We start from the raw sequence: 13,757 nt of genomic DNA, 5'->3' as shown, positions 1-13,757 counted from the left end.
TTATGAAAAAAAAATACTTTATTTCCCATGTTTTTGTTTTACTTTCCGGAGTTATACTGGCTCAAAACAAGTATGCATTTAATAGCATAGACAGTTTACAAGAACCTGTAAAAATAACTACTTGGGATTTAGCTAAATATGATGCTTCTCTCGCTTGGGGCGGATTCAAAAATGTTTTTGCGAGTCCGTTTAAATGGGATCAAGACGATTGGGCCACTGCTGCAGCAATTGGTATAGGGACAGCAGGTTTACATATTTTAGACGATGATGCCAGCCGGTATTTTAAACGTCAAGAAAAAGATATTCCTTCTATTATTCGCGATTTTGGTTGGTATTTTGGTAGTCCACAGAATAATTACGGAGTAAATGGAGGTATATATTTAGTAGGCCTATTTACTAAAAATGAAAAAATAAGAAGAACTGGAATATTAATGATTACTTCGGCAAGTGCCGCAGGTTTGGTGCAAACGGTTGCTAAAAAAGTCACAGGTAGAGCAAGACCATCAGATGGGGGAAAATTTACCTTTAAACCTTTTAAGCCCGGAGGCGGCTACCATTCTTTCCCTTCAGGACACACCATTTTGTCTTTTACCACTTTTTATTCTCTATCAAAACAATTTGATAATCCCTGGGTTAAAGGCGGACTCATTACAGCTGGTATGATTTCTCCCGTTTCACGACTCTGGGCGGGCGCACACTGGCTTACCGATGTAGCGCTTAGTGTAGCTCTTACTGTTGTGGTTGTAGATAGCGTAGACAATTACTTGGATAAGCAAATGAAAAGTGACACTGAATTAGAGCAAGCCAAAAGAAATCGTATTTCGTGGCGCTTGCAAATGGGTCCCAGCTCAATTGGTTTAAGAGGTACGTTTTGAATGCTTTTTTCACTATTAATTCTCTGTAATTGCTACAAGGCCCTATCTTGGTCTCGGTGAAAATATCCGCTTAAAGCTTTTGAGTTAAATTCAATAGTCCTTCTAAAACTTAAAGCTGCTATAATTAATTTAATGTAGATACTTTTGGTTAGTATCCTAATTTCTGCTTTTTTACTACTAATTTCCTTCAGTAAAATGACAAAACCTTAATATTATATCTTTGTTTTAAATAAATTGATTAAATTTTACCTTTCTATTAACAAACAATAGTAAATTTTACTAACTAAAACTAAATTATATGTTGGTTAAGGTATTTGGCAGCGCTGTTTTTGGCGTTGAGGCCACCACGGTGGTGGTAGAGGTAAATGTGGTAAGTGGTATTGGTTATCACCTAGTAGGTTTACCCGATAACGCAATCCGCGAAAGCAGTTTTAGAATTGCCGCCGCTTTACAAAACAATGCTTATAAGCTTCCTGGTAAAAAAATTACCATAAATATGGCTCCAGCCGATTTGAGAAAAGAGGGTAGTGCTTATGACCTAACTTTGGCCTTGGGTATATTGGCCGCCAGTGAACAAATCAAAGCCGATGAAATTGACAAATATTTAATTATGGGAGAACTTTCTTTAGACGGAAGTTTACAGCCCATTAAGGGCGCGCTACCCATTGCTATAAAGGCAAAGGAAGAAGGTTTTAAGGGTTTTATTTTGCCTAAACAAAATGCAGCTGAAGCAGCTATTGTAGACGGCTTAGAAGTGTACGGCGTTGAAAATATTACGCAGGTAATTGAATATTTTGACCAAGACATTCCTTTAGAGCGGACTATTGTTGATACCAAAAAACAGTTTTATGAGAGTCTAGAGCATCCAGAGTTTGATTTTGCCGATGTTAAAGGACAAGAATCGATTAAACGCTGTATGGAAATTGCTGCTGCTGGAGGGCATAATATTATTTTAATTGGTCCGCCAGGTTCAGGAAAAACTATGCTTGCCAAACGTTTACCTAGTATTTTGCCCCCTATGACGCTAGATGAGGCTTTAGAAACTACGAAAATTCATTCGGTAGTGGGTAAAACCAAAAACAGTAGCGGACTAATGGCTCAGCGCCCCTTTCGAAGTCCTCATCATACCATTTCAGATGTAGCGCTTGTAGGAGGCGGAAGTTATCCGCAGCCTGGAGAGATTTCATTGTCTCATAATGGGGTATTGTTTTTAGATGAATTACCAGAATTTAAACGCACGGTACTTGAAGTAATGAGACAACCTTTAGAAGACCGTGAAGTTACCATTTCAAGAGCTCGGTTTACGGTAACCTATCCTTCTAGTTTTATGCTAGTGGCTAGTATGAATCCGAGTCCTGGTGGTTATTTCAATGATCCCGATGCCCCAGTAGCTACCTCACCGGCCGAGATGAGTCGGTATTTGAGTAAAATTAGCGGTCCTTTATTAGACCGTATAGATATTCATATTGAAGTCACGCCCGTTCCGTTTGAAAAGCTAAGCGATGAACGTCGAGGAGAACCTAGTACAGCAATAAGGAAAAGGGTGACAGATGCTCGAGAATTACAAACCCAACGTTTTTCAGAAATACCCAACATTCATTACAATGCTCAGATGGGCGTAAAGCAAATTAGAGCGTTTTGTAAATTAAAACCAGATAGCAAGGAATTGCTAAAAACCGCTATGGAAAGGTTAAATTTATCCGCTAGAGCTTATGATCGCATATTAAAAGTTTCACGCACAATTGCCGATTTAGAGCAAAGCGTAGACATACAAAGTCATCACATTAGCGAGGCTATACAATACCGTAGTCTCGATCGTGATGGCTGGTTAGGGTAGATGACTAAGATTAACATTTTTTAAAACAAAATTGAATACTCCTTAATTATTTAAAAGCGATTTAATTAATATATTTAGACGCCATTTTAATCGTGTACTATGAGAAATTTAATAATAATTCTATGTTTACTGAGCTTTGTAGGGTGTAAACAAAAAGAATCTGAATTAACTACTTCTAAGGCTAAAGCCGAAACGATAGAAGACAGTAGTTTGGTAGATGAAATTAGTGAGAATTTATTACCTGATGAAGTAGTGATTTTAAATGAAAAACAGGCTAATGAACTTTTAAAAATGCCATTAAAATGCGTAGATCAAGAATTTCCTAATAAATTAAGTCAAACCTTAGGAAGTGAAAGTGATCTTAAAACTCCAAAAGCCTTACATCCTAGTTTTTACGGTTGTTTTGATTGGCATTCCTCGGTACACGGGCATTGGAGTATGGTTAGTTTACTTAAGCAATATCCACAAATTAAAAATTCATCGACCGCTCGAGCTTGGTTAAAGACCAATTTAACCAAACAAAATATAAAAGAAGAAGTAGCTTATTTTAATAAACCCATTAATAAGACTTATGAACGAACCTACGGTTGGGCTTGGCTATTAAAATTAAGCGAAGAATTATATACTTGGGAAGATTCTATCGCTCCTGTTTTACATCAAAATTTAGAGCCATTAACCCAAAAAATCGTACAGAATTATAAGGATTACTTACCCAATTTAAGTTATCCCATTCGAGTTGGAGAACATCAAAACACGGCTTTTGGTTTAAGTTTGGCATATGATTATGCCCTAAGCTTGGAAGATGAAGCGCTTCAAAAATTAATTGAAACTAAAGCTAAGGCCTTTTATTTAAATGATAATGCATGTCCATTAGCCTACGAGCCAAGTGGACACGATTTTTTTTCTCCGTGCTTAATGGAAGTCAACCTTATGCAAAAGGTTCTCGAAAAGGAAACTTTTAGGCTATGGCTGAAAGAATTTATGCCAGAGTTATTAGATAAATCATTTAGTTTAGAACCAGTGAGCGTAACCGATCGAACCGATGGAAAATTGGTTCATTTAGACGGACTAAATTTTAGCAGGGCTAGTGTTCTCTTTGAATTGGCAAATGCCTACGATGAGTTTAATTACCTAAAACCAATTGCAGAAAGGCATTTATCTGCTTCTTTCGATAATATAGCAGGAGACTCTTATGAGGGCGGACATTGGCTGGCGACCTTTGCTTTATACGCCATTAATCAAAGAGAGCAATAGATAGTATAAATCGCTACTATGGCGGTCTTAAAAAAAATAATCAGGGTAGGGTGGATTTGTTTTAGTTTATAATTATTACTAACAATTGAGTTATTTGATTTTAAAAGGAAACTCACTTATTTAAACAATCTGTTGAACGATTTTTAGATAAATGATACTTATATAGGTTTCCAAAAATTATATTTTAAAATAGAATTTATCTTCAATGGTTTTTATTTTTTCACTTCTCAATTTAAACTTTTTATAAATATATTTGAAAATTATAAGAATTTTAATTTTGGATTACAACCTCAGCTTTTCTATTATCGTTAATTTTTGCTAAAAAATTAGCGCTTATTGAACTTTTTATTCTCTGAGTTTAATTTTTTACCGTATTTAAATAAATACTTTAAATGATACTTCTAACACACTCAAATATAGAATATTAGATATAGTATATAGATTTTATCTATAGGGTATTTTTGATTATAATTTAGTTCAGATAATTAATAAATAGTATATCTTATTAGCTATCAAATTTTCGTCAAGTTCTTATCCAGGTTGTAAAAAATGGAGAACAATTTTATTTATACTTTTAAAAAAAATTCAAAATCCAGGTTAACCTGATAAACTTAATTTAAAACTTTAAAAAAATAACTTTTTAATTTTTTGTAGCCATTTTTCTTTTTCGAAATAAGGAGGATAGCGAAAAGGCGGATCCCAGTAATTTTTGCGAATAACCTGAGACTGTAAATGACTAAAACAAATAAAACTATTTTTGCCATGGTAATGCCCCAAACCGCTTTCGGCTATTCCGCCAAAGGGTAAGCGGTCGTTAACAAAATGAATCAACACATCGTTTATCACTAATCCGCCCGATAAAAAACTTTCTTCGATTAACCGAATGTTATCCTTGTTTCGAGAAAAAATGTAACCAGCTAGAGGGTTTTTATTCTTTTGAATCACCTTTTTAAGAGAAGCTATTTCTTCAAAACCTAAAATAGGAAGAATAGGCCCAAAGATTTCTTCATTCAAAATAGGGTGATTATTTGGCGGTTCGTCTACCAATGTTGGCGCAATAAAACGATAGGTTTCATCGTACTGTCCGCCATAAAGCACTTTTAAGTCTGCTAAATAATTTGTAAGTCGGTTAAAATGTTTTTCATTTATAATGTGGGCATAATCCTCAGATTCCGGGTTTAAATTTTGATAAAATTGCTTGAGGTGTTTGGTAATCGCTTCAATAAGTTTACCCTTCACTTTTTGCTGTACCAAAATATAATCGGGAGCTATACACGTTTGCCCGGCATTAATAAATTTCCCCCAAGCGATTCGTTTTGCACTCAGGTCTATATCGGCTGTTTCATCTACAATACAAGGGTTTTTCCCGCCTAGTTCTAGTACGCTGGGCGTAAGATTTTTGGCAGCTGCTTGTTGAATTATCCTTCCCACTTTTGTACTACCGGTAAAAAAAATAAAATTCCAGTTAAATTGTAAAAGTTTTTGCGCTACCTCTTGGTCGCCGATAACCACCTTCACGTGTAAGGGCGCAAAAACCTTTGCGATTATTGTTGCTAAAATATTTGATGTTGCGGCGCTATGTTCAGAGGGTTTTAACACCACTCTGTTTCCTGCAGCAATTGCTCCAATAAGCGGATTCATAGCTAATTGGAAAGGGTAATTCCAAGGAGAGATAATTAATACTTGCCCATAGGCTTTAGGAACAAGTTGAGCACGAGATGGAAAATTCAACCAACTTGATTTTACCTTCTTAGGTTTTGACCATTGTTCTAGTTTTTTGATAAAAAGGTTTATTTCTTTATAAACCACTAAAACTTCTGTCAGCATAGTTTCAAAGTATGGTTTATGAAAATCTTCTTTAAGGGCAGCTATTATACTTGATTCCTTTTTCTGAATCTCATTTTTTAAATTTTTTAAAAGCCTTATGCGTTCCTTTACGGAAATTGATTCGTTGCTAGCAATAGCTTCTGATTGATTTTTAAATACCTCGTTTAATTCCTGCTGATTCATAATTGTTATTTCAATTGTTGTAAAATAACAAATTAAAAAGTAGCAGCTATTTTTTTACGGATATTTAACTTAGATGCCGAACGGCGTTCCAGAGAGGATCTTGGGGTAGTGGGGCGTCAAAACTAATTTTCTCTTTTTTGACAGGGTGCATAATACTTAGCGTTTTAGCGTGTAAATGAATACTGGCATCTTTATTACTTCGATTGAAGCCATATTTTAAATCTCCTTTTATCGGGCAACCCATAGCAGAAAGCTGGCTCCTTATTTGGTGATGCCTACCGGTTTCCAAATCGATTTCCAATAAATTATAGTGATCTAATTTCTGTAAAAGCCGGTACCTTAATATTGCCTTTTTGCTATTGGGTACTTCGTTTTTGTGCGTATAAGATTTATTTTGTTTAGGGTTTCTAAGCATATAATGCACCAATTTGCCTGCTGTATTAAGTTCGCCTGGTTTTACGATAGCCCAATAGGTTTTTTTATTTTCTTTTTCGGCAAATTGTTTATTAAGCCGTGGTAAAGCTTTGGAGGTTTTGGCAAATAGTACTACTCCAGAAGTGGGCCGATCTAAACGATGCACCACACCCAAATAAACGTTTCCGGGTTTGTTGTATTTTTTTTTGAGGTAAGCTTTTACAATTTCGCTTAGCGGAATATCTTGGGTTTTATCGCCTTGTACTAAATCGCCTGCTTTTTTATTAATCACAATTAGGTGATTGTCCTCATAAATAACCTCTAGATTATCTATTGTCGAATGAATTTTCATGGCTTTTGCTTTTTAAACTTTTTTTTCAAAGCGTTTTCAACATGTATAACCAAATAAAGAATAGCTGCCAATAACGCGAATAGGCTCAAAGCTGTGGCTAAAACCTGTTGTTGTCTTAGCCAGAAATGCCCTAAAATTCCAATTATCAGTAAAAATAAGCCTATTTCTATGCTCCGTATTGCCGCACTTTTCTGAGCAAAATCCCAAGCTTCTTGGCTTTTCATAGATCGATTTGTTCTATAGCCGTAAAGCATATTTATTTTTTTAGGCGGTTTGTATTTTAGCAGTAAGCCAACCACCAAGAATATTATGCCTAGCAGCGCATCTAGACTTAAAAATATACTCATTTTTTAATATTGTTCATCTGAGTTGGGAAAGTCACCAGATTTTACATCATCATTGTACTGCTTGAAAGCCTGCGTCATTTCGGAGTATAAATCGAGATATCGTCTTAAAAATCTAGGATTAAACTCGTGGGTCATTCCAATCATGTCATGAACTACCAAAACTTGACCATCAACCCCTGCACCAGCACCAATACCAATCACGGGTATTGAAATGCTTTCGGCTACTTCTTTTGCCAAATGGGCGGGTACTTTTTCTAATACGACAGCAAAGCAACCTAGTTTTTCAAGCATTTTTGCATCGCTTTTTAGTTTTTCTGCTTCTGCCTCTTCTTTTGCTCGTACCGTGTAGGTACCAAATTTATAGATAGATTGCGGCGTGAGACCTAGATGTCCCATGACAGGTATACCAGCATTTAAAATTCGTTTAATTGAATCTTTTACCTCTTTACCACCTTCTAGTTTTACCGCATGTCCTCCGCTTTCTTTCATAATACGAATAGCCGATCGCAATGCTTCTTTAGGGTCGCTTTGATAGCTCCCAAAGGGTAGATCAACCACAACCAAAGACCTATCTATACCGCGAATTACAGAAGAAGCGTGGTAAATCATCTGATCAAGGGTTATTGGAAGTGTAGTTTCGTGCCCAGCCATAACATTTGAAGCAGAGTCGCCAACTAAAATAACATCTATTCCCGCACCATCTACTATTTTTGCCATGGTATAATCGTAGGCGGTTAACATCGATATTTTTTCTTTACGTTGCTTCATATCGACCAACGATTTTACCGTTACTCGTTTGTATTGTTTTTTGGCAGTTGACATAAGTTTGGTTTAAAATTCTGTGTAAAAATAAGCAATTAGTTTACCACAACCAATAATTGCATCCGTAAAGAAATAAAGCATTTATCACTTAGAACAAATCAATAAAGAGCAAATTTTCTTATTTTCGTTTTCTAAACACCTGGGTTATGAACTACATATTATTTGATGGCACCTTTAGAGATCAATTGTTGCCTTTTACTTTTACCAAGCCCGTAGCCGATTTGCGCATAGGCATTTTAAGCATACGCGAAAAATGGGAACGCTATTTACAGACTACAACTACCACCATTACGCAAGAATATTTAAGCGATAAATGGCCTATGGTTGAGCTTGAAGAAAATATATTGATTAATGCTGCCTTTTGTCCTTCGCTAAGTTTAGTAGAGCAAATAAAACAATTAAAGCCAAATGAAGTTTTAGTTCACGAAGAAGAATACATCGCTTTTTGGACCAAAGAAGATGAAGAGGTTATTCTTGAAGATCTTGAGCATGTGCAAGCCAAGGAAGAACCTTTATTTATTGCACATACTTGGGATATATTTAAAAAGAATGCAAAAGCCATTAGCGAAGATTTTAATTTGTTAACACAGGGCCGTACCTCAGAAAAGATACCGCACAGTGTTTACTGTGAAAATCCAGATTTGGTTTTTGTTGAAAAAGGAGCTCAGTTGCACAATGCTAGTTTAAATACTCAAAATGGTCCTATTTACATTGGTAAGAATGCCGAAATAATGGAGAATTCTGCTATAAGGGGACCTTTTGCTTTATGCGACAATGCCACTGTTAAAATGGGTAGTAAAATTTATGGAGCCACAACTATCGGTCCGCATTGTAAAGTAGGAGGGGAGGTAAACAATTCGGTAATGATGGGGTACTCTAATAAAGGTCACGATGGTTTTTTAGGTAACTCAGTATTGGGTGAATGGTGTAATTTGGGGGCAGACACCAACAATTCTAACCTTAAGAACAATTATGCCGAGGTGCGCCTATGGGATTATCAAACCGAGCGTTTTGCAAAAACCGGATTGCAGTTTTGCGGTTTAATGATGGGTGACCATTCTAAATGTGCGATAAATACTATGTTTAATACAGGAACGGTTGTTGGGGTAAGCAGTAATATTTTTGGTGCTGGTTTTCCTAGAAACTTTGTTCCTAGTTTTACTTGGGGAGGCAACCAAGGTACCACTACCTACCAAACCAAGAAAGCTTTTGAGGTCTGTGAGATTGTTATGCAAAGACGTAATATTGTCTTTACCGAAGAAGATAAAGCTATACTAGAAAATGTGTTTGAGCAAACCAAAAAATACAGACGCGACTAAAGCCACCTAAAATTAACCAAATGGCAGAACCTTTATTTTTTTCATTTAACTCAATACTATTCAAATTTTAAGTCTTAGTCGATAAACTCTATATCTAGAATATTCCGAAGCCGATGCAGACTTTCTCTAGCCAATAATCTAAAGGTTAAGGCTATAAACAAATAGCAAATGAATAAAATTTGCCCTATTGCAACCAAAAATAATATGAGCCAGTTATTTTCTGGCACAAGTAAAAGCTCTACAAAAAATCCGACTATTGGTAAAGTGTAAAATTAATAAAGCGCATATTTAAAAAACGGATGTATTTTCACCTTCACCGATCCTTCTTTTTCTTTTAAATTGCCTGTTAAAACACAAAATGCGCCCCTGCCTATGCTAGCTGATATCAGCTTAAAATGTGTGCTATTTACCTCACCGCGAAAGGATTTATCGGTGTATTGAGAATATAACCGCTTAGAATATTCTGTGCGTCGGTTTAAGCGGTTTATACTTCGCTCTTTCGTGTCAATTAAACGGAATTGCCATGAGATTTCGGGAAATATTTTCATCAAAGATCTATAAAAATAGCCAACATTTTGTACTAAGCCTTAGCGTTTAAACCTTAAAGTAAAATGAATCTATTAATTTAGATAAGCGTTGTGAATGACGATAAAGATACTTGTTGTACATCTATTATTTTGTAGTCTCGCCGCCCATTGCCGTAAACACGTGATCTACAGGCTCCCATAATTCAATTTTGTTTCCTTCGGCATCCATAATATGTACAAACTTGCCGTAGTCATAACTGGCAATTTCATCTAAAACTTGAATGCCATCAGCTTTAAGCTTGTCTACCATAGCCTCAATATTCTGAACCCGGTAATTGATCATAAACTCTTTTTTTGAAGGCTCAAAGTATTCGCTTCCTTTTTGAAAAGGACTCCATTGTAAATAATTGATTTCATCAGGCCTATTAGCATTCCTAAACTCAAAGCTAGAACCCCATTGGTTCACCTTTAATCCTAAATGTTGAGCATACCATTCTTTGGTTTTTTCTATGTTTTCTGAGAAGAAAAAAATACCCCCTATACCGGTTACCTTAGGTTCGAGTTCGTTTGGCTTTGCGCTTATATCTTTATCCATTTTTCGTTTTTTAGCAAATATACTTTTATTTTTTAAATGCGATAAGTCAACTAAAACTTAACTAATTTACCTTGGATAGCGAATTATTAGACTTTAAATAAGCAGATATCAAGAAAATATATCAACATAAAATTTCATTAATATAAGATGATTTTTTAAGTTAAGCATAAACTGCTGAGCTTAGGATTACAAACCCAGCAGTTTGCAACCATAAACCCAGCAGTTTGTAATGACAAGCACCGCAGTTTGTAAACATAAACCCAGCAGTTTGTAAAGACAAGCACTGCAGCTTTTTCCATTTCTTTAATTACCTTCAAAATATTGCTTTATGGGTTTTTAAATTTGGTTATGATTAAAATATCGTAGTTTTTTTATAAGAGAAGTTAGGGGGGGCGCTATATTTATAAGGGTAGATTATAGAATTATATATATAAATCAAATAACCAATTGATCGATTTAATTTTTCTTTACGGAAGCAAGTCGTTTACTCAAATGTGTAATAGCTAATTAAACTAAAACGCGTTAGGGATTGCAGTGAAAATACTTTTTGGCGTTTAGCCTAAAAGATTGTAACGAAAAGCCCGACCCGAAGGGAAACGCCCTAAAATAATTTTAATTAAATCTTTTGAGTGACTAATATAACTTTTTGATTTTCATGGTTGGTTATACAAAATATGTATATTTCTCCACCTTCCTGAATACTGAATTTTTTACGGATTTGAGCTACGCTTAACGGAAAATTGCGTGTACTAATATTGGCCTTTTTGATATTTAGTTTTTTAAAGGCTTTTTTATTAAAAGCCTCGCGTTGAATTACTTTAAATACTCTTCCTGGGAAATCGATTAAAGATTGACTCGTGTAAAGATGGGTATGTTGTGCTAACTTTTGTAGTTCTAAACCTTGACTTATGTGGTTAAAAAAACCAGCTTTTAATAGACTAACATTTGGCTCGTATAAATATTTTAAAACGGGACCTAGCCTTGCTTTGCTACCGCTTTCTTCGTCTAGATTGGCCTTATAAAATGCGGTGTGGGTTGAAAAGAAATTTACACAATGTACTTGAGGTAAGGTTGATTTTGCTATGTGTTCTTTTTTAAGTACCCAAAGCAATTCTTTAAGCTCATTGTTTACGGCCACGCAGTGTATATGTTGCACTCCTTTTAGTTCTTTTAAGCCTAACTTGATATCTAACAATGGCGATGTTTTGAGTAGAATACAATTGGTTTTAGAAAATAACAAATCAAGGTGTTCTATAATATTAGGGGTACACTCTGCTAGACTAAATACTTTTTGCCCTGCGTGGTCTCGGCGAGCAGGGTCTAAATACAGACAATCCCAAGTGTTTTGCGTTTGGTCTAAATAAGCTAAACTATCGGTAGTCAAGCTGCTTATATTGGGGGCACTTAGTTTCTGAAAATTGGCTTGCGCTATTTTGGCTAATTCTTCTTGCGTTTCAAAATGTGTTACTTTTTTAAAATACCGGCTAAAATAAAAGCTGTCGACGCCAAATCCGCCAGTCAAATCTGCTAGGCTATCCCCGTTTACGCATTGAGCCTTGTAATCGGCAGTAATTTCTGATGACGTTTGTGCTAAATTTAATTGTGGAGGAAAATATATGCCTGGGGTAGCATACCAAGTAGGTAATTTTAATTTTGCTTTTTTTCGTGCCGCTATTTGCTGTGCTATTTCTTGTATACTTACTTGCTTAAAAGGACTACCTTTAAGGATTAACTCTGGCAAATGGTCTTGTTCGTGTTCTTTGATAAAGCGTTGAATGTTCTCCTCAAAAATAGCTTGATTCATTATAGGTCTTTGGTTAATTTTTTTACAATCTTGTATTCACTCAGCGTTTCTTTAGCTATCACTTTAATTGCTGTGTAAACGGGAATGGCAATGACCATTCCCAAAATGCCAAATAATAATCCTGCGATAAGTATAATTAGAAAAATCTCTAAGGGGTGTGATCGCACACTTTTTCCGAATATAAGCGGCTGATTGATAAAGTTGTCAATAAGTTGAGCAATGGCATATCCTGCCATTACAAAACCAAGCTTGGGTAAAATTACAGCCGAAAAATCTGCCCCTAAATTACTCGAAATAACAAATAGTGCCATCAAAATACCAGCTACCATAGGGCCTAAATAGGGTACAATGTTTAAGAATGCACAAATTAAGGCAATGGCAACGGCGTTATCAACTTCGAAAGTGACCAATAAAACCGTATAAATAATAAACAATACTAAGATTTGTAAGGTTAAACCGATAAAATACCTTGAGAGCAATATTTTTATTTTTTCAAACATTAACTTAAACCGCGATTCTTCTCCTTTGTTTGAAAACACCAAAATGCTGTTTAATAACAACTTACTATCACTTAATAAGAAAAAGGAAATAAAAATGATAGAAAATACGCCAATAATACCATTACCTAAACCACTAAAAATATAATTAACGGAGTTTGGAATGAATTGAAAATCAAAATTCTTAATGAAATCGGTTTGTTTTAAACCCGTGAGAATATCAATTTCGTTAACTCCAAGATAGGCTTTAATTTGTAGATTTAAATCGTTTAGGTCTGCTTTGAAGGCATTAAAGTCAATACGACCTATATTTTCGCTTTGTTGGATTATGATAGGAATAAAAAGACTAACCACACCTATAATAATACATAAAACAGCACAGAGCACAAACACAACAGCTAAACGGTTTGGGAATTTCAGCTTCTTTGTAAGCAAGAATACCATAGGTCTGCCAATTAAAGAAATAACGGCAGCAATGGCAATAAAAGCAATTACCGATTGAATCTGGTATAAAAACCAAAGCAGTAGTATTATACCCACCAAAATAGCAACAGCTCTTAAAATTCCGTAAGTGATTGTTTTTGAATTCATAGTTGATTCATTTGTTTTGTAACTTCATACAATGTTATACTCAGCGCTTGTGACACATTCATACTAGAGTTTAAGCCAAACATAGGAATATGCACACAGTTATCACAAAGCCCAATCCACTCCTCAGCAAGACCATAACGCTCAGCTCCAAGAAGAATTAGTAGTTTTTGACCTGAATTGAGTTTAAAATTTTGTAAAGACTGACTGTCTTTAGTTATTTCTAGTCCTATTATCTTAAAACCTTTGTCTCGGTATTTTTGAATAAGCGCGGAGTTTAAGTCCACTGCCTGATAATTTAAATGTTGTTGAGTAGCTCTTGCGGTTCGTTTAAACCGATTGCTATTCATTAAATCATCACATTTTGAGAGTAAAATCTCCTCAATATTAAAAGCTTCGGCTGCTCTAAAAATACTTCCTAAGTTAGCCGGACTCGTGAGTTGATGAGCCACCAAAACAATTGGAAATTTTTTGGTTTCAAAACTGGTTTCCTCGTGAGTTAGTTGCTGCGGCATA

General features: G+C 35.3%; 13 protein-coding genes. 4 read left to right on the top strand and 9 right to left on the bottom strand.

The genetic code is table 11. The features are described from left to right. Positions 1–2: 2 nt before the first annotated feature. The 3 genes from FT993_RS10605 to FT993_RS10595 all read left to right on the top strand — a co-directional run bounded on the left by FT993_RS10605 (position 3) and on the right by FT993_RS10595 (position 3,966). Positions 3–875, top strand: coding sequence for a phosphatase PAP2 family protein (locus FT993_RS10605; RefSeq protein WP_147862526.1), 873 nt, complete (start codon positions 3–5; stop codon positions 873–875). Positions 876–1,173: 298 nt separating this feature from the next. After that, complete coding sequence (locus tag FT993_RS10600) at positions 1,174–2,712, top strand: YifB family Mg chelatase-like AAA ATPase (RefSeq protein ID WP_147862525.1); 1,539 nt, start codon at positions 1,174–1,176, stop codon at positions 2,710–2,712. A gap of 99 nt (positions 2,713–2,811) precedes the next feature. After that, positions 2,812–3,966, top strand: coding sequence for a DUF2891 domain-containing protein (locus FT993_RS10595; RefSeq protein ID WP_147862524.1), 1,155 nt, complete (start codon positions 2,812–2,814; stop codon positions 3,964–3,966). A gap of 624 nt (positions 3,967–4,590) precedes the next feature. On the opposite strand, the gene FT993_RS10590 is transcribed toward FT993_RS10595, so the two are convergent. The 4 genes from FT993_RS10590 to panB form a co-directional block, all read right to left on the bottom strand. Then, positions 4,591–5,976, bottom strand: coding sequence for an aldehyde dehydrogenase family protein (locus FT993_RS10590; protein WP_147862523.1), 1,386 nt, complete (start codon positions 5,974–5,976; stop codon positions 4,591–4,593). Positions 5,977–6,040: 64 nt separating this feature from the next. Beyond that, complete coding sequence (locus FT993_RS10585) at positions 6,041–6,742, bottom strand: RluA family pseudouridine synthase (RefSeq protein ID WP_147862522.1); 702 nt, start codon at positions 6,740–6,742, stop codon at positions 6,041–6,043. Continuing rightward, positions 6,739–7,089 carry an SdpI family protein gene (locus FT993_RS10580; protein ID WP_147862521.1) on the bottom strand — a complete coding sequence of 117 codons (351 nt, stop codon included), beginning with the start codon at positions 7,087–7,089 and terminating at the stop codon, positions 6,739–6,741. The genes FT993_RS10585 and FT993_RS10580 overlap by 4 nt, the downstream gene beginning before the upstream one ends. A gap of 3 nt (positions 7,090–7,092) precedes the next feature. Further along, the gene (panB, locus tag FT993_RS10575) at positions 7,093–7,911 is read right to left on the bottom strand and encodes a 3-methyl-2-oxobutanoate hydroxymethyltransferase (RefSeq protein ID WP_147862520.1); all 819 of its coding nucleotides are present in this window, start codon (positions 7,909–7,911) and stop codon (positions 7,093–7,095) included. A 146-nt stretch (positions 7,912–8,057) separates the two neighbouring features. Here panB and FT993_RS10570 point away from each other — a divergent pair, with 146 nt between their 5' ends. After that, positions 8,058–9,230: a GlmU family protein gene (locus FT993_RS10570; protein ID WP_147862519.1), complete on the top strand. Its 1,173-nt coding sequence runs from the start codon at positions 8,058–8,060 to the stop codon at positions 9,228–9,230. Between the two features lie 272 nt (positions 9,231–9,502). On the opposite strand, the gene FT993_RS12360 is transcribed toward FT993_RS10570, so the two are convergent. The 5 genes from FT993_RS12360 to FT993_RS10550 form a co-directional block, all read right to left on the bottom strand. Further along, positions 9,503–9,778 carry a hypothetical protein gene (locus FT993_RS12360; protein ID WP_187240804.1) on the bottom strand — a complete coding sequence of 92 codons (276 nt, stop codon included), beginning with the start codon at positions 9,776–9,778 and terminating at the stop codon, positions 9,503–9,505. A 124-nt stretch (positions 9,779–9,902) separates the two neighbouring features. Further along, on the bottom strand, positions 9,903–10,352 hold the full coding sequence (locus FT993_RS10565) for a VOC family protein (RefSeq protein WP_147862518.1): 450 nt from the start codon (positions 10,350–10,352) through the stop codon (positions 9,903–9,905). A gap of 616 nt (positions 10,353–10,968) precedes the next feature. Beyond that, positions 10,969–12,156, bottom strand: a complete 1,188-nt coding sequence (locus FT993_RS10560; protein WP_147862517.1) for an RsmD family RNA methyltransferase — start codon at positions 12,154–12,156, stop codon at positions 10,969–10,971. Next, entirely contained in the window at positions 12,156–13,244 is a 1,089-nt protein-coding gene (locus tag FT993_RS10555; protein ID WP_147862516.1) for an AI-2E family transporter, read from the bottom strand. Before FT993_RS10555 ends, FT993_RS10560 begins: the two co-directional genes overlap by 1 nt. Then, positions 13,241–13,756, bottom strand: a complete 516-nt coding sequence (locus tag FT993_RS10550; protein WP_147862515.1) for a TrmH family RNA methyltransferase — start codon at positions 13,754–13,756, stop codon at positions 13,241–13,243. Before FT993_RS10550 ends, FT993_RS10555 begins: the two co-directional genes overlap by 4 nt. Between the last annotated feature and the right edge of the window lies 1 nt (position 13,757).

Origin of the sequence: Mesonia sp. HuA40, assembly GCF_008017835.1 — a bacterium.
GTDB lineage: Bacteria > Bacteroidota > Bacteroidia > Flavobacteriales > Flavobacteriaceae > Mesonia.
This window is presented reverse-complemented; position numbering and strand designations above follow the sequence as displayed.

Coding starts and splice junctions, on each gene's coding strand:
- FT993_RS10570 (WP_147862519.1), top strand. CDS start 8,058: ATGAACTACATATTATTTGATGGCACCTTTAGAGATCAATTGTTGCCT.
- FT993_RS10550 (WP_147862515.1), bottom strand. CDS start 13,756: ATGCCGCAGCAACTAACTCACGAGGAAACCAGTTTTGAAACCAAAAAA.
- FT993_RS10600 (WP_147862525.1), top strand. CDS start 1,174: ATGTTGGTTAAGGTATTTGGCAGCGCTGTTTTTGGCGTTGAGGCCACC.
- FT993_RS10565 (WP_147862518.1), bottom strand. CDS start 10,352: ATGGATAAAGATATAAGCGCAAAGCCAAACGAACTCGAACCTAAGGTA.
- FT993_RS10560 (WP_147862517.1), bottom strand. CDS start 12,156: ATGAATCAAGCTATTTTTGAGGAGAACATTCAACGCTTTATCAAAGAA.
- FT993_RS10585 (WP_147862522.1), bottom strand. CDS start 6,742: ATGAAAATTCATTCGACAATAGATAATCTAGAGGTTATTTATGAGGAC.
- panB (WP_147862520.1), bottom strand. CDS start 7,911: ATGTCAACTGCCAAAAAACAATACAAACGAGTAACGGTAAAATCGTTG.
- FT993_RS10605 (WP_147862526.1), top strand. CDS start 3: ATGAAAAAAAAATACTTTATTTCCCATGTTTTTGTTTTACTTTCCGGA.
- FT993_RS10590 (WP_147862523.1), bottom strand. CDS start 5,976: ATGAATCAGCAGGAATTAAACGAGGTATTTAAAAATCAATCAGAAGCT.
- FT993_RS10555 (WP_147862516.1), bottom strand. CDS start 13,244: ATGAATTCAAAAACAATCACTTACGGAATTTTAAGAGCTGTTGCTATT.
- FT993_RS12360 (WP_187240804.1), bottom strand. CDS start 9,778: ATGAAAATATTTCCCGAAATCTCATGGCAATTCCGTTTAATTGACACG.
- FT993_RS10595 (WP_147862524.1), top strand. CDS start 2,812: ATGAGAAATTTAATAATAATTCTATGTTTACTGAGCTTTGTAGGGTGT.
- FT993_RS10580 (WP_147862521.1), bottom strand. CDS start 7,089: ATGAGTATATTTTTAAGTCTAGATGCGCTGCTAGGCATAATATTCTTG.